The organism is Collinsella aerofaciens, assembly GCF_039758815.1.
GTDB lineage: Bacteria > Actinomycetota > Coriobacteriia > Coriobacteriales > Coriobacteriaceae > Collinsella > Collinsella aerofaciens_BP.
This window is the reverse complement of sequence record NZ_JBDMSK010000002.1, coordinates 14,856-36,925: the sequence shown is the minus strand read 5'-3', so window position 1 is coordinate 36,925 and position 22,070 is coordinate 14,856. Positions and strand designations below refer to the sequence as shown.

At 59.6% G+C, this 22,070-nt stretch carries 19 protein-coding genes and 1 riboswitch; of the genes, 10 read left to right on the top strand and 9 right to left on the bottom strand.

All coding sequences use genetic code 11. The annotated features are described in order from the left end of the window. Nucleotides 1-100: 100 nt before the first annotated feature. The 3 genes from ABHT90_RS01720 (at nt 101) to ABHT90_RS01710 (ending at nt 3,442) form a co-directional block, all read left to right on the top strand. Nucleotides 101-1,051 (top strand): L-lactate dehydrogenase, encoded by a 951-nt coding sequence (locus tag ABHT90_RS01720; RefSeq protein WP_117735270.1) that lies wholly within the window; start codon nt 101-103, stop codon nt 1,049-1,051. Between the two features lie 114 nt (nt 1,052-1,165). Then, nucleotides 1,166-2,326, top strand: a complete 1,161-nt coding sequence (locus ABHT90_RS01715; RefSeq protein WP_195624772.1) for an Mbeg1-like protein — start codon at nt 1,166-1,168, stop codon at nt 2,324-2,326. A gap of 111 nt (nt 2,327-2,437) precedes the next feature. Further along, nucleotides 2,438-3,442: a nucleoid-associated protein gene (locus ABHT90_RS01710; protein ID WP_022094136.1), complete on the top strand. Its 1,005-nt coding sequence runs from the start codon at nt 2,438-2,440 to the stop codon at nt 3,440-3,442. Between the two features lie 245 nt (nt 3,443-3,687). On the opposite strand, the gene dapD is transcribed toward ABHT90_RS01710, so the two are convergent. From dapD to dapA, 3 genes are read right to left on the bottom strand one after another with little or no spacing between them, the layout of a single operon-like run. Next, a complete protein-coding gene (gene dapD / locus ABHT90_RS01705) occupies nt 3,688-4,407 on the bottom strand; it encodes a 2,3,4,5-tetrahydropyridine-2,6-dicarboxylate N-acetyltransferase (protein WP_346981386.1) in 720 nt (239 codons plus the stop codon). A gap of 39 nt (nt 4,408-4,446) precedes the next feature. Further along, nucleotides 4,447-5,187, bottom strand: a complete 741-nt coding sequence (gene dapB, locus ABHT90_RS01700; protein ID WP_346981385.1) for a 4-hydroxy-tetrahydrodipicolinate reductase — start codon at nt 5,185-5,187, stop codon at nt 4,447-4,449. Further along, the gene (dapA, locus tag ABHT90_RS01695; RefSeq protein ID WP_346979375.1) at nt 5,180-7,489 is read right to left on the bottom strand and encodes a 4-hydroxy-tetrahydrodipicolinate synthase; all 2,310 of its coding nucleotides are present in this window, start codon (nt 7,487-7,489) and stop codon (nt 5,180-5,182) included. Before dapA ends, dapB begins: the two co-directional genes overlap by 8 nt. Before the next feature lie 65 nt (nt 7,490-7,554). After that, nucleotides 7,555-7,723, bottom strand: a riboswitch (Lysine riboswitch). Nucleotides 7,724-7,867: 144 nt separating this feature from the next. On the opposite strand from dapA, the gene ABHT90_RS01690 reads away from it, so the two are divergent. The 5 genes from ABHT90_RS01690 (at nt 7,868) to ABHT90_RS01670 (ending at nt 11,922) form a co-directional block, all read left to right on the top strand. Continuing rightward, nucleotides 7,868-9,055, top strand: a complete 1,188-nt coding sequence (locus ABHT90_RS01690) for an N-acetyldiaminopimelate deacetylase (protein ID WP_346979374.1) — start codon at nt 7,868-7,870, stop codon at nt 9,053-9,055. Nucleotides 9,056-9,057: 2 nt separating this feature from the next. Then, nucleotides 9,058-9,381: a hypothetical protein gene (locus ABHT90_RS01685; protein ID WP_346979373.1), complete on the top strand. Its 324-nt coding sequence runs from the start codon at nt 9,058-9,060 to the stop codon at nt 9,379-9,381. A gap of 164 nt (nt 9,382-9,545) precedes the next feature. Next, nucleotides 9,546-9,989, top strand: a complete 444-nt coding sequence (locus ABHT90_RS01680; RefSeq protein ID WP_195520506.1) for an FxLYD domain-containing protein — start codon at nt 9,546-9,548, stop codon at nt 9,987-9,989. Nucleotides 9,990-10,021: 32 nt separating this feature from the next. Then, entirely contained in the window at nt 10,022-10,444 is a 423-nt protein-coding gene (locus tag ABHT90_RS01675) for an XRE family transcriptional regulator (protein ID WP_346981384.1), read from the top strand. A gap of 98 nt (nt 10,445-10,542) precedes the next feature. Further along, entirely contained in the window at nt 10,543-11,922 is a 1,380-nt protein-coding gene (locus ABHT90_RS01670; RefSeq protein WP_346979371.1) for a serine/threonine protein kinase, read from the top strand. A 38-nt stretch (nt 11,923-11,960) separates the two neighbouring features. Here ABHT90_RS01670 and ABHT90_RS01665 read toward each other — a convergent pair whose 3' ends face one another. Next, the gene (locus ABHT90_RS01665; protein ID WP_118377185.1) at nt 11,961-13,094 is read right to left on the bottom strand and encodes a coiled-coil domain-containing protein; all 1,134 of its coding nucleotides are present in this window, start codon (nt 13,092-13,094) and stop codon (nt 11,961-11,963) included. Between the two features lie 234 nt (nt 13,095-13,328). Next, entirely contained in the window at nt 13,329-13,961 is a 633-nt protein-coding gene (locus tag ABHT90_RS01660) for an MOSC domain-containing protein (protein ID WP_271745357.1), read from the bottom strand. A 234-nt stretch (nt 13,962-14,195) separates the two neighbouring features. Here ABHT90_RS01660 and ABHT90_RS01655 point away from each other — a divergent pair, with 234 nt between their 5' ends. Beyond that, the gene (locus tag ABHT90_RS01655; protein WP_117745900.1) at nt 14,196-15,452 is read left to right on the top strand and encodes a carboxylate--amine ligase; all 1,257 of its coding nucleotides are present in this window, start codon (nt 14,196-14,198) and stop codon (nt 15,450-15,452) included. An 84-nt stretch (nt 15,453-15,536) separates the two neighbouring features. Then, nucleotides 15,537-16,283 (top strand): aspartate/glutamate racemase family protein, encoded by a 747-nt coding sequence (locus tag ABHT90_RS01650; protein ID WP_270226906.1) that lies wholly within the window; start codon nt 15,537-15,539, stop codon nt 16,281-16,283. A gap of 125 nt (nt 16,284-16,408) precedes the next feature. Here ABHT90_RS01650 and ABHT90_RS01645 read toward each other — a convergent pair whose 3' ends face one another. The 4 genes from ABHT90_RS01645 to ABHT90_RS01630 form a co-directional block, all read right to left on the bottom strand. After that, nucleotides 16,409-17,155 (bottom strand): energy-coupling factor transporter transmembrane component T family protein, encoded by a 747-nt coding sequence (locus ABHT90_RS01645; RefSeq protein ID WP_117745902.1) that lies wholly within the window; start codon nt 17,153-17,155, stop codon nt 16,409-16,411. Then, complete coding sequence (locus ABHT90_RS01640; RefSeq protein WP_346979370.1) at nt 17,148-18,899, bottom strand: ABC transporter ATP-binding protein; 1,752 nt, start codon at nt 18,897-18,899, stop codon at nt 17,148-17,150. Before ABHT90_RS01640 ends, ABHT90_RS01645 begins: the two co-directional genes overlap by 8 nt. 212 nt (nt 18,900-19,111) lie before the next feature. Then, nucleotides 19,112-19,684 carry a hypothetical protein gene (locus ABHT90_RS01635; protein WP_117745904.1) on the bottom strand — a complete coding sequence of 191 codons (573 nt, stop codon included), beginning with the start codon at nt 19,682-19,684 and terminating at the stop codon, nt 19,112-19,114. A gap of 406 nt (nt 19,685-20,090) precedes the next feature. Beyond that, on the bottom strand, nt 20,091-21,893 hold the full coding sequence (locus ABHT90_RS01630) for a C69 family dipeptidase (protein WP_346979368.1): 1,803 nt from the start codon (nt 21,891-21,893) through the stop codon (nt 20,091-20,093). Nucleotides 21,894-22,070: the final 177 nt, after the last annotated feature.

The window sequence follows — 22,070 nt, the reverse complement described above, 5'->3', positions numbered from 1 at the left end:
AGGAGCATAATCAAAGTCCCGATTGGATGTATTGGGATTACGGCAAGCCGCTCGGGTCGTTCCCGGGCGGCTTGTTTGTGGAGAGAGATGGGAGTTTCTAATGGTTAACGAGAAGAAGGTCGCTATCGTCGGCTGCGGTTTCGTCGGTTCGTCTTCGGCGTTCGCGCTGATGCAGAGCGGTCTGTTCTCCGAGATGGTCCTCATCGACGTGGACAAGAACCGCGCCGAGGGTGAGGCCCTGGATATCGCGCACGGCATGACGTTTGCCGAGCCGATGAAGATCTATGCCGGCGATTATTCCGATGTCGCCGACGCCGCCATGATCGTCGTCACCGCTGGCGCTGCCCAGAAGCCCGGTGAGACCCGCCTGGACCTGGTCAACAAGAACGTCAATATCTTTAAGTCCATTATCCCCGAGATTAAGAAGTCTGGCTTTGACGGCATTCTGCTCATCGTCTCCAACCCGGTCGATGTCCTGACCTATGCCGCCATCAAGATGTCCGGCTTGCCCGAGGGCCATGTCATCGGCTCCGGCACCGTGCTCGACACCGGCCGTCTGCAGCAGATGCTTGGCGCTCACGTCGAGGTTGACCCGCGCGACGTTCAGGCCTACGTCATGGGTGAGCACGGCGACTCCGAGTTTGTCGCTTGGTCCAGCGCTCAGGTTGCCGGCGTGCCGCTGAACACCTTCTGCGAGCTTCACGGCCACCTGGAGCATGAAGCCGCCGAGAAACGTATCGCCGAGGACGTCAAGAACTCCGCCTACACCATCATCGAGAAGAAGCACGCCACCTACTATGGTGTCGCCATGGCCGTCAAGCGCATCTGCACCGCTGTTATGCGTGATGAGCAGACCGTTCTGCCCGTTTCCTCGCTCATGGTGGGCGAGTATGGCCTGTCCGATCTGGCCATCTCCATGCCGACGGTCGTTGGCCGCGACGGCGTCGTCTGCCGCGTCCCCGTGCCGCTGAACGACGACGAGCAGCATGAGCTCACCGTCTCCGCCAAGGCCCTCAAGGACATCATCGACAGCGTCGACTTCTCCTGCTAAATCAAGCTCGCTAGAGCGAAAAGCTACAATGAAGGCGTCCGGGTCCACACGGCCCGGGCGCCTTTTTGGTGCAAAGTAACCTGACTCCAATGCACCATAGTTGATGGGAGGGCCATGTCGGATTCGCCTAATTTTTTGACCTATGTCCAGACGGCGTTTGATCCCTTTGAGGAGCGGCCGTTCTGCGCGGTGGATAGCCTGGTCTTTGCGTGGTTGTCCTATTTGCGCTTGCCGGGTGATATGGCGGGGCTGACGAACTGGCAGGGCCTAGACGTACGCGAACTGCTGCGTGCCGAGTGCTACCGGGACATGATTGACGACTTGTGGGACCCAGAGGGAAGCAGGGCCTTGTTGGAGGCCGTGGCAGCAAATCCCAGATACCGCGGCGTGCACGTTTGCGGCTATCGTGCCGTGAGCGATGTGGTGGCGACGGAGCAGTTTGCAGCCATGGCGTTCCGGTTTCCGGCGGGGTTTAGCTATCTTTCCTTCCGGGGGACCGACAGCACGATTGTGGGCTGGAAAGAGGACTTTAACATGGCGTTCCGGTGTCCTGTGCCGGCCCAGGAATCCGCGGCGCGTTATGTGGACGAGGCGGCGGATGCGATCGACGGGCCGCTTTTGTGCGGAGGTCATTCCAAGGGCGGAAACCTTGCGGTGTACGGTGCGGCGATGTGCTCCGATGTCGCCCGTGAGCGAATCGAACGGGCGTATTCCCATGATGGTCCAGGGTTCGTCGAGGAGTTTCTGAACGGCAACGCCTTTGCCGATCTTTCCGGTCGAATCGACAAGACGCTACCTCGGTCGTCGATCTTCGGCATGATGTTCGAGACACAAGAGGACTATGCCATCGTTGAGAGCACCGAGTTCAGCCTGCTGCAGCACAATCCCTTTAGCTGGGTGGTTGATGGTTGCGACTTCGTATACTGTGAGCGCCTGTCCGCCGGTGCTCGATACGTTGATGGCTCCATTCGCGAGATGCTGCTTGCAGTGTCACCTAGCGAGCGCGAGCGTTTTGTAGATGCGTTGTTCTCCGTGTTTGAGGCTACGGACGCCGAACGGTTTGCGGATATCGCAGGAAATCTGCGTGAGAGTCTGCCCGTGATGCTCCAGGCTGCGCAAGGCTTTGACAAAGATACGCGACGCTTTATCTCGCAGACCATCGTGGCGATCCTTAAATGCGCACTGTTGCCCAAACGACCCCAGATCGACGTGCCCGCTGCCGGCAAGAGTTTGGCAGAACAGCTCGAGGCTTGGCAGTCCGAGCTCCTGCGCTAGCCATTGATACAAAGCAACCTGTCCCCGATGCGCCAATCTTCGATGCGCCTGGGGCGGGCTCGACCGCTATACTGGTTCGTGCCGAAATCGATCTAGAACGGAATGCCGTATATGAAAATCAATCACGCGATTCTGCATATCCTGGACTTTGACTCTGCCGTCAACGTTATGAGCCAGCGCGAGTTGGATATCGAGAGCCGCACCGTGCGTAATTTCGTAACCACGCACCTGCGGCGCGCTCGTACCTCGGCCGACAACAAACGCGCCACGTTTGCCGAGAACTCTGCGTTTGGTGGTGAGCTCAAGGGCTATTTCTTTGGCGAGCGCGAGTTCGTGGACCTGTCGCAGCAGATTGCGGAGTTTATCTCCTCCGAGCTCACCAAAGCCGAGAAAGCCGAGTCCACCGACGTGCTCGTGGCTGATTTTGACGACGATGAGGATGCCCGCTGGTTTGCCGTGATGCTGCTGGGCTCCAAGCAGGCTTTTATGCACGAAGTGGGCCGCGAAGAGGGGGAGGTGCGCAACGACATCGCGCGCCACTACGCCATTCTGCCGAACCCCTCGCAAAAGGTGCCGAGCTATGCAATCGTGCGTGCAAGCACCATGGAGATCGGCTATGTGGATAAGAAGCGCAAGATTGCCGGCGAGGATCGCATGCTCATTCCCGATGGCCTGCTGCAGTGCGACACGGGGGTATCGGGCAAGGAGGTCATCGACACCGTGACGCGTGTGGTCGAGGAAGTCGCCGAGGAGCACGGTGCCAACACGGCCGTGGCGCTCGCCAAGGTTAAGGCTGCCGTTGCCGAGAAAGTCGAGGATGACGAGGAGCTGCCGCCTTGGGATATCGTCGATGAGGTCTTTGAGGACGAACCAGTTATCAAGGAGAGCGTGCGCGCGGCACTGACTGAGGAGAAGGTGCCTGAGCGCGTTCCCGTGGAGCGCAAGCAAGTTGAGCGCGCGGCCGTGCGCAATCACAAGATCCGTACCGACACGGGCATCGAGATCAGCTTCCCGGCCGAGATGGGTTCGAACTCCGAGTACATCGAGTTCGTCAATGAGCCCAACGGCCTCATCTCCATCGAGCTCAAGAATATCGGGTCAATTGAGAATCGATAAACTGCGCTTGGACGCTGCAAAAATAAAGGCCGAAGCCCCGGATGAGGGCTTCGGCCTTTTTACTTGGGGCTGAATTACGTTGCAGGTCGAGCATACGTCAGCGAAAACGCCCCTAAGCGAGCAAGGTGACGTGAAAGAGGAGGGAAGCGTACTTCGGTACGCGACCGACGATTGAACGTCAGATTGCCGCTTAGGGGCGTTTGCAGCGTCGGGCCGTTACGGCGTTTGGTAAAACGCCGTAACTATTAAAGCTGGCGCAGGCCCTCTTCCAGGCCGGTCTTGCTGTCGGTCTTCTCGTCGCGCATCTTGATGGCGCGGGCGGGGACACCGGCCACGACGGCGCCGGCGGGGACGTCCTCGACGCACACGGCGCCGGCGGCAACTACAGCACCCTTGCCCACGTGCACGCCTTCCAGGACCACGGCGTTTGCGCCGATCATGACATCGTCCTCGATGATGACGGGCGTGGCGCTGGCGGGCTCCACAACGCCTGCCAGCACGGTGCCGGCGCCGATGTGGCAGTTCTTGCCCACGGTGGCGCGACCCCCCAGCACGGCGCCCATATCGATCATGGAACCCTCGCCGATAACGGAGCCGATGTTGATGATGGCGCCCATCATGATGACGGCACGGTCGCCAATATCGACGCGGTCGCGGATGATCGCGCCCGGCTCGATGCGGGCGTTGATGCCCTTAAGGTCGAGCATGGGCAGGGCGGAGTTGCGGCAATCGTTTTCAACGTCGTAGTAATCGATGGAATCGGCATTGGCATCAAGGATGGCTTTGAGCTCGTCCCAGTCGCCAAAGACGGTCTTGCCGCGACGGCCGCCGTAGACATGTGCGTCACCCCAGGCAACCTTCATGCCGGGTTTCTCGCGCACATACAGCTTGACAGGCGTCTTTTTAGGCGCGGTGGCGATGTAATTGATAATCTCCTGGGCATCCATCTCGGCTGCGTTGCTCATTTGCTATCTCTCCTTTGGGTGGATTCGGTTGATACTTGGTTAGGCAAACATGACCTGGTCGAACGTATAGAAGCCGGGTTCGCGGGCGACGAGCTTCTGCGCGGCTGCCAGGGCGCCGTTGACAAAGATCTGACGGCTTGTGGCGCGGTGCGTGAGCGTGACCTCCTCGTCCTGGCCAAAGAAACTCACCTCGTGCACGCCGGCGACGGTGCCGCCGCGCAGCGAGTGCATACCGATTTCCTTGGGGTCGCGCGCGCCGCACATGCCCTCGCGACCGTAGACGGGGTGGTAGCCTGCTTCGGGCTCGGCCTCGACTACGGCGTCGAGCAGCAGCTTGGCGGTGCCGCTGGGGGCGTCGACCTTTTGGTTGTGGTGAGTCTCGACAATCTCGCAGTCAAAGCCGGGCAGCTCACGCGTGGCCTGGGCTACTAGATGACGCAGGGCTGCGATGCCGATGGAGTAATTGCCCGAGTGCATAACGCGGGTGTTCTGGCCCAGCTCGCGCAGACGGTCCATCTGCTCGGGGGTGTAGCCTGTGGTGCCCGAGACCAACGCCGCGCCCGTGCGCTCGACATAGGCGACGACGGCATCGAAGGTCGCGACGTTCGAGAAGTCGATAATCACATCGGCCGCCGGGGCGCTCTCGAGCTCGGACAGATCAAAACCGATCTGGGCGACGATATCAAAAACGGGCTGCCCGGCGGCGTCGACAATGCCTTCGGCGGTAGTGCGGATGAGCGAGCCCATGCGGCCCGTTCCCATAATGATGGTCTTAATCAAGCAGACCAGCTCCCTTCAGGGCATCGGTAAGTGCAGAGCGCGTGTCGTCTGCCATGGGGCACAGCGGCATGCGGTAGTTTGCCTCGATCATACCCATCTGAGCGAGTGCCTCTTTGACGGGGATGGGGTTGACCTCACTAAAGAGGGCATTGATGAGTGGCTGGCCGGCAATTTGGATATCGCGGGCACGCGCCACGTCACCGTCCAAATAGGCGCGGCACATGTCATGCACGAGCTGCGGCTGCACGTCGGCCCACACGCTGATGGTGCCCGAGGCGCCCAGGCTCATGAGCGGCACGGTAAGCGCGTCCTCGCCCGAGTACATGCGAAAGTCATCGGATAGCAGGTGGGCGATCTTGGCCGCGTAGGCGACGTTGCCCGAGGCCTCCTTGATGCCCATGATGTTGGGGTGCGCGGCCAAACGCTCTACGTTGCGCTCGCTGATGCCACAGCCACAGCGGCCGGGGATGTTGTACAGAATGCAAGGGATGTCCACGGCGTCGGCCACGGTCTTAAAGTGCTGGTAGATGCCCTCTTCGTTAGACTTGTTGTAGTAGGGGGTAATGAGCAGCAGACCATCGGCGCCCAGGCCCTGATAGGTGAGCGACTTGGTGAGCATGGTCTGCGTGGAGTTGGAGCCCGAGCCGGCAATGACGGGGACGCGTCCTGCAACATGCTTGACCACGGCGGCGACGACGGAGTTGTCCTCGTCGTCGGTCATCGTGGCGCTCTCGCCGGTGGTACCCAGGGTGAGGATGGCGTCGGTGCCGTTTTGCAGGTGGAAATCGATAAGGTGCTCGAGCGCGTCAAAGTCGACACTGCCGTCCTTTTTAAACGGCGTAACCAGGGCGACGATTGAGCCCTCGAGATTGCGGATGTCCATGTTCTTCTCCTTCGCGTCCGCGATCTGGATGCGTTTGTTCCATTGGGCGGCGACGGCCAGGCGCTCGTCTTGAGCGCGACGGCGGGCGCTTTCGGCGCGCGACTTGGCCAGCAGCTCTCGGCCGCTCGGCAACACGTCGAGCGTGGCAAAGTAATCGTCCGGGCGCTCGGCACGGCGGATGAGGTCGGCCGAGCCATCGGGGCGCAGCAGGACCTCGGCCGAGCGCAGGCGGCCGTTGTAGTTGTAGCCCATGGAGTAGCCATGCGCGCCGGTGTCGTGAATCACGAGCAGGTCGCTCATATCGATATGCGGAAGCTCACGGTCGATGGCGAACTTGTCATTGTTCTCGCATAGATTGCCCGTGATGTCATAGGTGTTCGTGACGGGTGCCGTGGTCTTGTCGGGGCCGCCCGGCTGACCCATCACCGTGATGTGGTGGTAAGCGCCATACATGGCGGGACGAATGAGGTCGACGGCACTGGCGTCCACGCCGATATAGTCCTTGTAGATCTGCTTCTCGTGGATAGCCTTGGTGACCAGGCAGCCGTAGGGGCCCATCATAAAGCGGCCCATCTCGGTGCAGATGGCCACATCGCCCATGCCGGCGGGAACCAGGATCTCGTCGTATGCCGCGTGTACTCCCTCGCCGATGGCGCGAATGTCGTTGGCCTGCTGCTCGGGCAGGTAGGGGATGCCGACGCCGCCGGACAGATTGATGAAGGCGACGTGTGCGCCGGTCTCGCGCTCCAGGCGTACGGCAAGCTCAAAGAGGATGCGCGCGAGCTTGGGGTAGTAGTCGTTGGTGACAGTGTTGCTGGCAAGGAATGCGTGGATGCCAAAGTCCTCGGCGCCCTTGGCCTTGAGCATGCGGAAGGCCTCGAAGAGCTGCTCGGTGGTCATGCCATATTTGGAGTCGCCCGGGTTGTCCATGATGCCGTTGGAGAGCTGGAACAGACCGCCTGGATTAAAGCGGCAGCTGACCGTCTTGGGGATGGGCCCCGCAACGCGCTCAAAGAACTCGATGTGGCTGATGTCGTCAAAGTTGACGATGGCACCCAGCTTGTCGGCGAGCTCAAAGTCGGCAGCCGGCGTGTCGTTGGAAGAGAACATGATGTCGTGTCCCGTGATACCCAGTGAGCGGGCGATCATAAGCTCGGTATAGCTCGAGCAATCGCAGCCGCAGCCGTATTCGTTGAGAATGGAGATGAGCGCCGGGTTGGGGTTGGCCTTGACGGCAAAGTATTCCTTAAAGCCCGGGTTCCATGCAAAGGCGTCGCGCACTTCTTGCATGTTGCGGCGGATGCCCGCCTCGTCGTATAGATGAAACGGCGTGGGGAACTGCTCGACGATATGCTCGAGTGTCTCCTTGTCCACAAACGGCTGCTTGGCCGCATATGCCTCGTTGGGGGTCAATGCCATGTCCCGTAAACCTCGCTATCCAGACGGCGCCATCTGCGCATCGAATCCGCATAGCGTGGACCCAATGTCCGGATAGCGCTCCCGCATTGCTGCAGACAGTCCTGTGGGTGTTTCCCACAGGCCCACCAGGTTGTTCGTGCCCGAAAAACCCAGTTCGGCGGGTTTCGCCTCCCCACGGGGTCAAAGCCTGCCGGCTCGCCCGCGGCTCTTCGTGCCCGCGCCTCTATCAAGTGGTAAAGACCCTATCACGTTGCACTTTACCAAACAAGAGTATTCGTATATAACGTTTAAAAAATGCAGCAATATGCTGGAAACATGTGTGCCACAATCCTGTATCACAATAAGTTGCAACAGATGTGCCTCACGAAGGGATTCTCTATGACCGAGCTCCAAGAACTCCGTCGCTATCGCCGCGATCTCCATCGCATTCCGGAGCTCGATTTCGATCTTCCGCAGACTATCGCCTATATCGAGGGCGTGTTGGCGCCGCTCGCTTGCGAGGTGACCCATCCGTGTCCCAGCTGCGTCTGCGCTTTCTTCGACGCTGGCGTTGGTGCCGCGCGTGCCACGGCGATTCGCGCCGATATGGATGCGCTGCCCATCGCGGAGGCGACGGGAGCGGCCTTTGCCTCGATCCATCCCGGCAAGATGCACGCTTGCGGACATGACGGACACATGGCCATGGCACTTGCCGCCGCGACGTATGTCGACCGTACGATTCGCGAGCAGCCGGGCGCCATTAGGCGCAACGTTCTCTTTGTGTTCCAGCCGGCCGAGGAAACGACCGGTGGTGCCAAGACGGTATGCGAGAGCGGTGTGTTCGAGCGCTATGGGGCTGACCGCATTTTTGGCTTCCATGTGTGGCCCGATCTGCCTGCCGGCACGTTGGCGAGTTGTTCCGGTCCGCTGCTGGCGCGTTCGAGTGAGACACACATTCATATTCACGGGACGAGCATCCATATCGCTAAGACCTATGGCGTTCCGGTCGAGGAGTCGCACGATGCGGCGCTGGCGGCTGCCAAGTTCTTGGTTGCCGAGCGCGAACTGATGGACGAGCTGGGCACCGACGAGCCCTGTATCGGTAAGTTTGGTCTGCTGCAGGCCGGTACGGTTTGCAACGCGGTGGCGGGGGAGGCCCATGTGGCCGGAAGCCTGCGTGTGTTTACGGACGACATGTTCGACCGGGCGCGCGAAGGCGTGCGCCGCGTGCTGGACGATGCCTGTGCCGCAACGGGCTGCACGTATGATCTCAACTTTGCCGAGGGCTATCCGCCGGTCGATAACGACCCCGAGCTGTTCGCCCACATTGCGCCTGTCTTGTCCGAGCTGCAACTCGTGGATGAGCCTTTGCTGATTGCCGAGGACTTCGCTTTCTATCAGCGCCATCTGCCAGGCGTGTTCTTCCTCCTGGGTACGGGCGTGCCGGAGGGACAAGATAATCCGATCGATTCGGATGGCTGCCCCGCCTATGCCACGAGCGCCCTTCACACTGATACCATGCTCTTTGACGAGGAAATCCTACTCAAAGGCCTCGATGTCTACAAACGATTGCTTGGCTTGGAGTGACGATGGAACGACGCCGACAGTCTGCCGTATATAGTCCGGGTGGATGCGGATGCGGTTTGCTGCTGCTTCCGGTCATCGCTGTGAGCATTGGCGTGATGTTTGTGTTTGCTGGGCTGGCTGCGGCGGCACTCGTACTGTTTATCACTGCCATCGGCGTGACGATTTGGCTCTGCCGCAATCGCGAGCGACGCCGTGCCGGCGGTAAAACCAATGTCGGCTGGGTTGTATTCCTGGTCATTGCGTACCCGCTGAGTGTCAGCTACCTGGTGTTCTTTGTCCTGTTGATGGTCAGTGCCTTTACCGGGGAATCCGTCACGGTGGGTTGATGCGCTGCCGGCAGACGGTCGCGCAAAGTGCGTTTGCTCGGCGTTTGGATAACTGCATTGGCCGTTTACCGCAACCTTAGCTCTCAGCTAATGAATTCAAGTTTAATCCTTCCTACGATGTGCTGTGTGCCGGCACGGTAGCCGGATCGTAGGAAGGATGAATAATGGCAAAAGAGGGAAAGAAGCCGATCGGTAAGATTGTCCTAGGCGTCATCGTGGTGCTGGTTATTGTCGGTGCCGTGGGCTCTATGGGCGGCAACTCAACCGATTCGCCTGCGAGCGATTCGGCAAAACCTGCCGGGACGACACAGCAGGCTGAGGAGCAAAAAGAACCGCAAGAACCGTATACCATTGCTGACGAGGCTGAAGACACTTCCAATCAGTTTGCCTATAAGATCACGGGGACGCTGACCAATAACACGGACAAGGAAAAGAGCTACATTCAGATTGAGTATGTTCTGTATGATGCTGATGGCAACCAGGTTGGAACGGCTCTTGCAAACACCAATCATCTGAAGGCGGGCGGCTCCTGGAAGTTCGAGGCGCTGGGCACGGTGTCTCCCGATCAGGTCGCCAGTTGGGAGCGTTCGGACGTAAGCGGTTTTTAGCATGTTGTATGCACTGGGGGAGGTGAAGTCGTATGCCCGATAAAAAGCTGACTGACGAGTTACTCAATGAGCTTCTCGACGCGCCAAACATCGATGGCTATATCAAAGAACACGACTTTGCCGCCCCGTCGCTTTCGGACTACCTGAAGCAGCTACTGCAGGAAAAGGGCTTGGAGCGCTCGCGCGTGGTTCGTATGGCCGATCTCAATGAGACCTTTGGCTATCAGATCTTTACCGGTGCGCGGCATCCGAGCCGCAATAAGGTGCTGCAGATTGCCTTTGCGATGGCGCTGGCGCTCAAAGAAACCAACCGTGCGCTGACGGCTGCCGGGGTAAGCGTCCTTAACTGCAAGGACCGCCGCGATGCGATTATCATTTTTTGCATCGATCGCGGGTGCAGCCTCCAAAAGGTCAACGAGGAGCTGTATCGCTTTGGCGAGGAGACGGTGAGTTAGCGGCTGATATCTGAGCCGGCGGAGCTGCCGAACAACGATGCAAGCGAACGGGGCGCAGATGCCATGGGGTGTCTGCGCCCTGCGCTATGATGGAGGCTATGGATACTCAGAGCCCAACATATTCCGATGACGAGCTGACCGCAGCGCTTGCCGAGCACCTGGCGTCGCTCGATCGCGACGACAGCTATCGCGTGGAGCGTGTACTTAAGCGCTCGTCCGTCGAAACAACCGAGCTCGTGTACTTTGAAGGAACCGGCGATGGTTCGCTCGGTCCCTTTGTTCGTAAACGCATCGATGCCTCGGCTCAAATCGGCGGGGCATACGAGCGTCTGTTTGCCGCTCAGCGGGCAGGCAGGCGTTTTGAGCACCTGCCCAGAATCGTCGATTGTCGTCGTGTGGGCGACGAGCTCAACGTGGTTATGGAATACATCGAAGGGGAGACACTCGGGGCGCTGGTGGACCGTCTGGGAGCCACCCCCGATTATGCGCGTGAATTGTATCCTGCCCTATGCGATGCCGTGGGCGAGCTCCATGCCGGTTTTGCAATGGTGGGGGAGACGTCGGCGCCGGTGATCCATCGCGACCTCAAGCCGTCGAATATCATCGTGACAGGTGCCAACTATACGCCTGATGACGGCCTGGCATTTTCATCGCTGGTGATTATCGACCTGGGGATCGCGCGCGTATGGCGCGATGGCGCCGATGCTGACACCGTCAAGTTTGGCACGCGACCCTATGCGCCGCCCGAGCAGTATGGGTTTGGGCAGACGAGTGTGCGCAGCGATGTCTACGCACTTGGGGCCCTGTTGTTCTTTTGCTTGACGGGAGTCGACCCTAAACCAGGGCTCGACATGCGCGAGCAATGTGAGGCATGCGGCATTCCCACTCCACTTGCCGATGCCGTCTGCATGTCGATGGCGCTCGACCCGGCCAAGCGTTTTGCGAGCGCGGAAGCGTTGGGACGGGCGACGCGCGCGGCATACGATCTAAGTCGCCCCGTGCGGCCTCCTGCGCCTGTGCTTGTCCGTACTCCGGCCTCGGAGACGGTGTTGACGCCCCAAGGACTCCAGAACCCCACAGGGCTTCCTAGGCCTGCCGCCTCCACTGCATGCGGTCTGCTCTCTCGCGTTCCGGAGTCTCTGGGGCGCATTTGGAATACGCTCGTCTTCTTCTCGCTGCTTGTGTTCTTTGCCGGAAGTCACTTTGCCGTCTTTCACCCCACGGGAGCAAACCAAAGCTACCCGACGTGGCTTCTCATAATCGAGTATTTTTTCTTTGTCGATGGCCTTATGGTGCTTATGCATTTTGCGCTGTTCGATAAGCGCCGTCTTCGTCGGCGATTCGCATTGCTCGACAGCTATCGCGGCAAGAAGCTCGCGAAGCTCTTGCTCAAGGCATTGGGTGTGCTGCTCCTATGCATGATCGTCATAGTCGCGGTTGCCAATGCGACCGGCGTCGTCGATACCTCCGCTACCTAAAAGAAAAAGGGCCCCATTGGGGCCCTTTGCAGTTGCACTTAGATGCGGTTCATCTGAGCGGCGACTTTGTTGTACCAGTCCTGCCACGTGGGCGGGCAGTACTTTTTGGCCGCGGCTGGGGTAAGGGTGGAGCCGTAGTTGGCGCCCAGATAGGCAACGTGAGCGGAGATGCCCTCGCTCCAGCTGCCAAAGCTGCGCCAACCGCCGCCGCGGGCACTCCAGCCCCAGGCGTTGTAAGAATTGGCGCAATAAGCACCCTTGGTGCTCTCGATGCAGGCGATGGCGGGGGACCAACGGGGGTCGACACCGGTATTCCAAGCGGCGACGGCAAAGTTATAGCCCTGGCCTGCCATGGGGGAGCCGGCGAGATAATTGTCGATGCGGCCTGTCCACTCATTAATGAACGAATCGTAATCGGAGCTACCGGTATTGGCGTTGTTCACCGTGGTGTCGATGGTGGTGTTGGTGTTGGTGGCCTGGCTGCTGGAATTGCTGCCGCTTACGCCCTCGCCCGAGAGCTTCTCGGCGGCAGCGGCCTTATCGGCCTCAAGCTTGGCAAGCTCGGCGGCATTTTCCTGCTCTGCTTTTGCCTGTGCCTCGCTGCGGAGCTGCTGGGCCTGCGCCAGCGCATCCTCGGCGTTTTTCTGCTCTGCCTCAAGCTGAGACTTGGCTTGCTGGAGCTCGGCTTTGTTCTGCTCGAGTTCGGTTTGCATGTTATTGAGCTGCTCGATCTCGTCGACGCTCGAGCTCGTGATCTGGTTGGTGTATTTGCAGGTCGTGATGAACTCACCCAGGCTCTGCGCGTTGACCAGGAAGCTCACGATGGGATTGGTGCCCTTCTGATACTTGTACAGATCGCGCATGGCGGAGCTTGCCTTGGCCTGCTGCTCGGGAAGCTTAGCCTCGATTTCCTCGATGCTTGCCTCATTGGAGTCAATCTGCTTTTGCAGGTCATCGAGTTTGGTGCGGGCGTCGTTGTAGGCGCTCGTGGCGGCTTCGATCTTCTGCTGGGCTGCGGAAAGCTGGTCCTGCGTTGCCTGCGAGGCGGCATACGCCGCAACGGGGGAGAGCATCGGCGTGGCCGTCAGCGCAACGGCGAGCGCGGCGCTCGTGATGATACGAGCCGGCTTCGACGCAATGAGCGCTGCGGTGCGATGATTCGAATGCTGCATCCAGTCCCTCTGCAATCAATCGTAGGTTATGGTTCGAACGATATTCTACTACTGCTTTCGACCTCAACTTGAACCTTAAAGGTCCCAAAGGGTCAAGTTGAACTTGAGGCTTTGGCTTTGACCTGCAGTTATGATGAATTGTTGAGAAACCATAGAGTTCAACTTTAACGTTACAGAGCCCTGTTTAAGAGGAGTTTTGGTCTGTAAAAGCCATCTCAACGTGGGGTTTTACAACTACAGCGTGCCCTCCTGACGAGCCTGCTCAATCTCTTCGAGCGCCTCGGCGGGGGTGAACGAACAGGAGCCGTCGTCGAGTTTGACTACCTGGATATCGTCGCCGGTATGGACCTCTCCGCCCTTTAGGACCACGCCAAAAATGCCCTCGTGGGGAAAGATACAGTCGCCGGCGAGATAGTAGATGGCGCAACGGGTGTGGCAGACCTTGCCGATTTGGCTGATTTCGACAAGCACGTCGCTTCCAAGCTTGAGCTGCGTTCCCAGGGGGAGCGAGAGCAGGTTGATGCCCTGGGTTGTGAAGTTCTCGCCAAAGTCGCCCTCGTGCACATCGAGCCCGCGCGCCTGCGCCGTCTGGATAGACTCTGCAGCTAAAAAGGAAACCTGGCGGTGCCAATGCCCGGCGTGCGCATCAGAGGCGAGGCCAAACTGCTCGATGACGGTGTCGTGCCCGTCGGCGACGGGCGACTTACGTGTGCCTTTGTGCTTCGACGTGTTGATTGAGACGATGCGGGCGGGCCCGTTGTAAGCATCGTTTGCGGTGCGTAGGGGAGCTGCCGTTTGTGCGCGTTCCGCCAGCTCGTGCTTCGCGGCATTGAGGATGGGATTATCGGTCGGATGGTCTTGGGGCACGTGCGTGCCTTTCGCTCGAGGATGTCAATACACTGAATCCTACAACAATGGTAGGTTCATTGCCCATTGTCATACAACGGTGAGCGCCGTCTTCGTGCTGGCCTTCGTGCTGGACGATTACGTCGATTGCCATAGATACGGTGGAGCTTTGGGCGCCGGCGGCTTGGCACGCTAGAATAAATCAGTTGCGCAAAGACCGCCCGTTGTGTGGGCAGTTCATGATAGGAAGTTTCCATGGCATTGCAGTTTACAGAGCGCGAGTTCATCCCCGTGCTGCTCGGTGGCGACATCAACGCCTACTCGGTGGCGCGCGCCTTCTACGAGGAGTACCAGGTCAAAAGTCTGGTCTTTGGCAAGTACCAGACGGGCCCTGCGTACCGCAGCCAGATTATCGACTACACGCCCAACGTGGATATCGATACCATGCCCGTGATGCTCAAAACCGTCAACGGCATTGCCCAAGCGCATGCCGACAAGACGATTGTCCTTGTGGGCTGTGGCGATAACTATGTTGCCCTCGTGGCTCAGGCCAAGGATGCCCATGAGTTGGCGGATAACATCGTCGCGCCTTACGCTCCCTATAGCATGCTTGAACAGTGTCAGAAGAAGGAGATCTTCTACGAGCTGTGCGAGAAGCATGGCGTGCCCTATCCGCACACGTTTACCTTTACCAAGGCGATGCTCAATGCCCAGGGTGAGGCGCCTGCCGAAGTGCTCGACCAGATCGATTTTCCTTACCCGATGATTCTGAAGCCTTCCGACGGCATCATGTGGTGGCAGCATGAGTTCGAGGGCCAGAAGAAGGCCTATGAGATTGCCGACCGCGCCGAGCTGGAACAGGTCATTCGCGACTCGTATGCCAGCGGCTACACCGACGACCTGATCTTGCAGGATCGCGTGCCCGGCAACGACGAGTACATGCGCGTGCTCACCAGCTATTCCGACCGCAACGGTAAGGTCCGCATGATGTGCCTGGGCCATGTGCTGCTCGAGGAGCATCAGCCCCACGGTGTCGGCAACCATGCCTGTATCATTACCGAGCCTAATGACGAGCTCATGGGCGGCGTGCGCAAGTTGCTCGAGGACCTTCACTTTGTGGGCTATTCCAACTTTGACGTTAAGTACGACGAGCGCGATGGCTCGTTTAAGTTCTTCGATTTCAACACGCGCCAGGGCCGCAGCAACTACTACGTTACCAACAGCGGCTTTAACGTTGCCAAGTATGTGGTGGACGAGTATGTGTTCAACCGCCCGTTTGCGCCGGAGTTTGTGACGGCGCAGGACGAGGCTCTGTGGATGGTCGTCCCCATGGGCGTCGTCGACAAATACGTCAAGGATCCCGAGCTGCGCGCTAAGGTGCATCGCCTGGACAAGGAAGGCAAGGGCGCCGACCCTTCGTTTATGAAGGGCGACTTTGTCTTTAACCGCTGGCTGCGCATGTGGCACACTAAGCTGCGCCACTTTAAGCTGTTCAAGACGTATTACAAGTAGATGAGTGCGGCGCCCGTCCGGTTTGCATCGGGCGGGCGCGGGTACGATACGCGCAATTGCGCAAGCGTCACCAAGGAGGCGGCGATGGAAAAGCTGGGAGTTATCGGCGGCATGGGCGCCGAGGCCACGTCGTATTACTACGACCAGGTGGTGCGTCATACGGCTGCTGCCTGCGATCAGGAACATATCGACATGGTGGTGCTCTCCAAGTCGACCATGCCCGACCGCACGCTGGCCATTAAGACCGGCGAGCATGCCAAGCTGCTGGCGACCATGAAAGAGTGTGCCCAGGCACTCGAGTCGCTGGGCTGTGCGCACATTGCCATTCCCTGCAACACGTCACACTACTTCTACGACCAGATCCAGTCGTTTACCACAGTGCCGATTATCCACATGCCGCGTGAGTCGGTGCGCTATGCTCTGGCCGGTGCGGTGATGGGGGAGTGCGAGTTCGACCCCAACCTGAGTATGCCGGCCGAGCCGGTGCACAAGATTGGCATCATGGGCACCGACGGAACCGTGGGCGCGGGCGTCTACGGCCGCGAATGTAAGGCTGCGGGTGTTGAGGTTGTCTATCCCAGCGAGAAACGTCAGAACGATGTGATGTCGCTTATCTACGATGATGTGAAGGCCGGACGTGAGCCCGATATGGATAAGTTCGACCGCGTGATGTGGGAGTTCGCCCGTAGCGGCTGCGACCGCGTCATCCTGGCCTGTACGGAGCTCTCGGTGCTGCAGAAATACCGTGAGATGCCCGAGATCACCCTCGACGCCATGGACGTCCTGGTGCGCGAATCCATCATCCGCAGCGGCGCTCCCTACCGCCTCTAGCTTCCGACCTGCCAAAAAGGGACAGGTTAATTATGGTGGGTTTTATCTGGAGAAACAGTAAAGGCCTCGGCTCGTTTGGTGCGAGCCGAGGCCTTTTGCGTTGGGCGGTTGCTGTCGGTGGTGAACTAGAACAGGAAGCCGATGGCGATGAGGGCGATGCTGACGATGAGCACGGCGATGTCCAGACCCTTGATGGGATAGCGCTTGTACGAGCTGGCGCGTGTGCGCAGGTAGAAGCCGCGCTGCTCGGCGGCAAGCGCGGTGGCATCGGTCTTGCCCACGCTCGAGATGAGCAGCGGCACGCACAGTGGCAACATGAGCTTAAGCTTCTTGATGGGGTTCTTGGTGTCGTACTCGACGCCGCGTGCGGTCTGCGCCTCCATGATGGCGTTCATCTCCTGACCAAACACCGGCACAAAGCGCAGCGCCGTGGTAAAGGTGAAGGCATAGCGATACGGTACGTGCAGCACCTCGACGCAGGCGTTGGCAAGGTCGTTGAGCTTGGTCACCATGAGCATGAGGATGAGTGGCAACGCCACACCTAGCAGGCGCAGGCAGGCCTTCGATCCCGTGATGAGGCCCGCGTCGGTGATAAAGCCCCACACCACGTTGCCATCGCGCATAAAGGCCAGCTGGAGCACCAGCATGATAAGCGCGAGCGGAATCAGCAACTTGAGCAGCGAGAGCAGACGGTCGACGACGCCGGCATAGGTACCCAGTGCAAGGGTGAGTGCCAAAAAGCCCAGCAGCGCCACGTAGGTGTCGGACAAGAAGATGCCGACGATGATGGCGGCGGCGAGGCCCAGTTTGACGACGGGGTTCAGGCGATGCAGCAGCGTATCGCCCGGCATGTAGTCGATGACGTTAACCACGGTGGACCATCTCCTTGGTAATTCGAACGACATCGGTGACCTCGCTCACCTGCGCAAAAGCGGGCGAGACGGAAGATGCCAGACGGCGCGAGAGTTCAATAACCTGGGGAGGCTCCACGTAGGCACGCCGCATGAGATCGATGTTCGAGAACAGCTCGTGCGTGCGGCCGCGGTCGAGGATGCGGCCGTCGGCCATTACTACGATGCGCTCGGCAAAGTCGGAGACGACTTCCATGTCGTGGCAGACCATGATGACGGCGCATCCGCGCTCGGCCATGGTGCGCACGGTTTCCATGACGGTCATGCACTCGCGGTAGTCAAGGCCGCTCGTGGGCTCGTCGAGCACGACGATCTTGGGCTCAACCACTACGACGGAGGCAAGTGCCACCATCTGGCGCTGGCCACGCGAAAGCGAGAACGGTGCCTCGTCGGCGGGCAGACCAAAGCGGTCGATGACCAGCTGGGCGCGACGCAGAGCCTCGGCACGGTCGATGCCGGCAAGCTCCAAGCCAAAGGCGACCTCGTCGAGCACGGTATCCTTGCAGATCTGGCGGTCGGGGTTTTGGAAGAGGGTCGCGACCTCGCGGGCAATGCGGCTCGTGGGAACGGTTGCAGTATCCAGTCCCGTGACGCGCACGCTGCCCGAGGCGGGCTTGAGCAGGCCCGTGAGCAGCTTGGTGAGCGTGGTCTTGCCGGCACCGTTCTGACCGACGATGCCCACGAGCTCACCGGGGTAGAGGGTCAGGTTAAGGTCGTGTACGGCGGCGCCGCCGTTGGGATAGGCAAACTCAACATGGTCGAAGGTGAGTACGGGTTCGGCATCCTTGGCATGAGGACGCAACGACGGTGCATGCGGGGAACCGGCGGGCGCCTGGGCTTCGATGGCAGCGTGTGCGGGGTCGACGATACCCGAAATCAGACACTCGGCTTCGTCGACATCCAAGCAAGGGGTGCCGCTTGCCAGGCCATCGGCCTCGAGGCTATTGAAGATGCGTGTGACACGGGGACAGTCGACGCCAATGGTGCGAAGCTCATCGGTGTGTGCGAAGACCTCGTGCGGCTCGCCCTGCAGTGCGATTTCGCCATGGTTGAGCACGAGCACGCGGTTGCAGTACTCCGAGAGCAGGGCGACCTTTTGCTCAACGACGACGATGGTGATTCCAAGTATGCGGTTTGCCTCACGCAGCGTCTCGAAGACCAGCGTGGAGCTGGCGGGGTCGAGTGCCGCGGTGGGCTCGTCGAGAACCAAGACGCGCGGACGCATGGCGAGGATGGCGGCGATGGCCACCTTTTGCTTCTGTCCGCCCGAGAGGGTGGCGATCTCGCGGTCGCGCAGGTCGCTGATGACGACGGTCTCGAGCGTTTCGCTCACGCGCTGCTCGATCTGGTCGTGGGGAACGCCAAAGTTCTCGAGGCCAAAGAGCATCTCGTCCTCGACGACCGAAGCGACCATCTGCGTGTCGATATCCTGCAGCACACTGCCGACGATTTGCGACACGTCGGTGAGCGAGACTTCGCAGGTGTCGTGGCCGTCGACCATGACGGACCCAAAGAACGTGCCGGTGTAGTGGTGGGGCACGGCGCCCGACAGACAGGCGGCAAGCGTGGACTTGCCGGCGCCCGAGGGCCCGATGATGCCGATGAAATCTCCCTTGTTCACGCTGAGCGAGATGTGGCTGAGCGCCTGCTCGGTCTGCGTGCCATAGGAGAACGAGACATCGTCGACGTTGATGATCGTTTCCATGGATACCTTTCATAGTCATTGGGGACGTTCTTACATGACTAGTCGTTTAAGAACGTTCCCAAAAGCTAGTTGTTTGGGACAGTCTTTGGTGGTGAAGCACGGAGACGGCTTTACGAGGGGCCCCAGGTTGGCGCGAAAGAGGAGCGAAGCGTACTTGGGTACGCGAGCGTCGAATGAACGCCAAGATGGGGTGGCTCGTAAAGCCGAGCGGGTTAGTTGAGCCTAAGGGCCTTCTGGATGGGCAGGTAGAGGGCGCCGACCAGAATGGCGTTAAAGACGGCGGTCATGGCGACGACGGGCAACATGGCGGCGGCGAGCTCGCCGACCACGCCGAGCATGGCCATCTTGATGACCATGAAGATGACGCCGGAGACAAAGGTGGTCAGGAAGGTTGCGACAATGGCGATGGCGGGCTTGACCTGACCGTCCTTGCCGGCGGCGTTGACGATGCCGGCCATGAGCATGGCGGCGATGCCCTCGGCGGCAAAATCGACGAACGGCGAAGTGGTGGTGATCTGGATCACGGCAGCCGAGATGAGGCCAATGACGAGCGCCTGGCCGATGTTGGGGCGAACGACCAGGATGGTGAGGCAGAAGGCCGAGATGATGAACTCGGGGCTGATCATGCCGCCCGAGATGCCTGAGATGGCCTTGCCGACGGTGAAGTTGAGGATGAAGCCGGCGGCGAGCAGGATGGCGAGCAGGACGAGAGCGCGGACGTCGAGTTTGCCGCGGTCGGCGGTCTGGACGGTGCGGGGCTGGGTGGCGGTGGTGTTCTGAGACATGGTGAAAAGCCTTTCGGAATGGGGGTGCAAGAGAAAAGCGGAGGCGCGTGATGCGAATGCGATCGGGCTCGAGATAGAAAAAGGCCCCCGGTCGAAACCGGAGGCCTTCCAATCACCTAGAGCGCAAAAACAGGCGTGAGGGACTCACTGTCGACCGATCGTATTCGCATCACGCCACCACCAGTTGTTGAGAGACTTCATCGTGTTCTTCATCTTGGTGGCTCCTTTCGTGATGCCGTGGCGCGGTCGCACCTTGTTGCTGTTGCGCTGCACTATAGCACAGCAAAGTGTGTGCGGGGAAATCTTTTTTGAAAAGATTTCAGCGGTGTTTCCCGCCGGTCAAAAGGCGGGTTAAGCGGGCGAGGTGACTCATGTGCCCCGCCCGCTCAGCTAGGACATGAGGGTCTTAGGCCTTCTTGCGACGATAGATCACGTAGACGCAGACACCGATGATGACGACGGCGCCAACGGCCATGGCGGCCATGTTGTTGCCCTCGGACTTCTCCTCGGTGACCTCTTCCTCTTCGGCCTCTGGCTCGGTCACGTCCTCATCGGAAAGGGCCTCGTCGGCGTAGGTGATGGATTCGACCAGGCAGTCGTTGTCGGCATCGTAGTCGCTCGGGACGAACTCCTCGGAGAAATCGCCCTCCTTGAGGTAGTCGCGCATCTCCTCGAGCATGGCCTTGCACTTAACATAGGTGTTCTTGGTTGCAGCCTTGCCGGCCTTGTTGGCCAGGGCGGTACGGGCCTCGGTGCCTTCTTCGGCCTGCATGGCCTCGTCGACGGTCAGGTTCTGCTCGATGAGTTCCTTCTGCAGGGCGTCGAGATAGGCGCGGACGCCGGTGGCGCAGTGGTCGCGGTTCTCATAGGCGAGCGTGTTGATGTCCATGAGGACGTAGTTGATGGAGTTCTTGGGCTCCTCGTTGTTCACGACGTCTTCCTCTTCGCAGTGATCGAAGGAGACATCCTGATCGCTGAAGTAGGGGCTGACCTCGGTGAGCAGTGCGGAGTAGAAGGGGATGGCGACGGAGAATTCGGCGTTGGAGAGCATCTCCCACTGAATGGTCGCGATCTCGGGGTCCATGCCCTGACGGATCTGGAAGGTGTGGATCTCGGTGTTGCGGTTGGAGCCGATGGCATAGGCGCCGTCGGTGTTGGCGTTGAGGCCGGCGACATTCTCGCCGCGAGCGGCGAAGGAACGAATCATCTCAAAGGTGTTCCAGTCGGACTTGCCGGGCTGGAAGAACAGCGGCTGCATCTCGTGGACCAGGGCGCCGGTCGTGGCGCGAGCCTCTTCGCGCTCGTCCTTGACGATCTCGTAGTCGGTGCCCTCGGCAAGCGGAGCCATGAAGTAATCACGACCCTGGATATAGCGCGACCACTGGTGCATACCGGCCTCGCTAATCTCCTCGCCGTAGGTCTTGGCGACGTCGAACTTGCCGTCGGTGTACTCGGCAAAGCCCTTCTCCTTAGGCATGGACTCGATGCCCTCGGAATGGAGACAGTTCTCGGTGTCATCGAGGTCGACGTTATAGGTGAGGTTGCCGATGTTGGGGTTGAGCGAGGCGATGTCATCGGCGAGCTTCATAGCAATCCACTGATGGCCGGAAAGCGCTGCAAACAACCAGGTCTCGTTGTTGTCGGCAATGATGATCTGGTCGTTGGAGCAGACGCCCTGCTCGTCAATCAGGCTGCCGAGGAGCTCGACACCCTCGCGGGCCGTGGCACTCTCGCCCAGGATGACGCTGGCATAGCTGTATTCGCCAATGCCAGTCTCCTCGGTGATGGGGTCGGCCTCTTCGGCCTTCTCGTTATAGGAGGTGCTCAACGTGGCAGAGCAGGAGACGCCCTTCTCGTTGATGCCTGCCTCGGAATATGCGTCGTAGCGATCTTCCCACTGCGAGGGGTTGTCGCGAACGAAGGTGTAGCGGTAGGTTGCGCCCTTGGACTTGTACTCAAAACCGGACTCGACCGAGGTGTACTCGTTGCCGTCCTTGTGTGCGGGCTCAATGCCAAAGTGCTTGATGTAGCGCGGACCGAAGTCCTCGGAACGGCCGTAGTACGTGTTGCCGTCTGCCGTGAGCTTGCTGCCCATGTAGATCTGGGTGCAGGCGAGTGCCGAAGTCGGCATGGCCATGATGGCCGCTGCTCCAAACGCAAGGCCGCAGCCGAGCTTCTTGAGCATGTTGACAGGATGAGTAAACCTCATAATCCCTCCCAACTGTTGAAACCCCGCGAAACCGTACGGAGTTTCAGCTAATAAATACATCTACTAGCCTAAAGGAAGTGTAAAGAGTATTCACTCGACAACAGCTTTTACTCGATGAGCGTGTGGAAATATACGATGAACGGATAATAATACTCATTTTATGGCTTTAGTTAAATA

Coding starts and splice junctions, on each gene's coding strand:
- ABHT90_RS01720 (WP_117735270.1), top strand. CDS start 101: ATGGTTAACGAGAAGAAGGTCGCTATCGTCGGCTGCGGTTTCGTCGGT.
- ABHT90_RS01715 (WP_195624772.1), top strand. CDS start 1,166: ATGTCGGATTCGCCTAATTTTTTGACCTATGTCCAGACGGCGTTTGAT.
- ABHT90_RS01710 (WP_022094136.1), top strand. CDS start 2,438: ATGAAAATCAATCACGCGATTCTGCATATCCTGGACTTTGACTCTGCC.
- dapD (WP_346981386.1), bottom strand. CDS start 4,407: ATGAGCAACGCAGCCGAGATGGATGCCCAGGAGATTATCAATTACATC.
- dapA (WP_346979375.1), bottom strand. CDS start 7,489: ATGGCATTGACCCCCAACGAGGCATATGCGGCCAAGCAGCCGTTTGTG.
- ABHT90_RS01690 (WP_346979374.1), top strand. CDS start 7,868: ATGACCGAGCTCCAAGAACTCCGTCGCTATCGCCGCGATCTCCATCGC.
- ABHT90_RS01685 (WP_346979373.1), top strand. CDS start 9,058: ATGGAACGACGCCGACAGTCTGCCGTATATAGTCCGGGTGGATGCGGA.
- ABHT90_RS01680 (WP_195520506.1), top strand. CDS start 9,546: ATGGCAAAAGAGGGAAAGAAGCCGATCGGTAAGATTGTCCTAGGCGTC.
- ABHT90_RS01675 (WP_346981384.1), top strand. CDS start 10,022: ATGCCCGATAAAAAGCTGACTGACGAGTTACTCAATGAGCTTCTCGAC.
- ABHT90_RS01670 (WP_346979371.1), top strand. CDS start 10,543: ATGGATACTCAGAGCCCAACATATTCCGATGACGAGCTGACCGCAGCG.
- ABHT90_RS01665 (WP_118377185.1), bottom strand. CDS start 13,094: ATGCAGCATTCGAATCATCGCACCGCAGCGCTCATTGCGTCGAAGCCG.
- ABHT90_RS01655 (WP_117745900.1), top strand. CDS start 14,196: ATGGCATTGCAGTTTACAGAGCGCGAGTTCATCCCCGTGCTGCTCGGT.
- ABHT90_RS01650 (WP_270226906.1), top strand. CDS start 15,537: ATGGAAAAGCTGGGAGTTATCGGCGGCATGGGCGCCGAGGCCACGTCG.
- ABHT90_RS01640 (WP_346979370.1), bottom strand. CDS start 18,899: ATGGAAACGATCATCAACGTCGACGATGTCTCGTTCTCCTATGGCACG.
- ABHT90_RS01635 (WP_117745904.1), bottom strand. CDS start 19,684: ATGTCTCAGAACACCACCGCCACCCAGCCCCGCACCGTCCAGACCGCC.
- ABHT90_RS01630 (WP_346979368.1), bottom strand. CDS start 21,893: ATGAGGTTTACTCATCCTGTCAACATGCTCAAGAAGCTCGGCTGCGGC.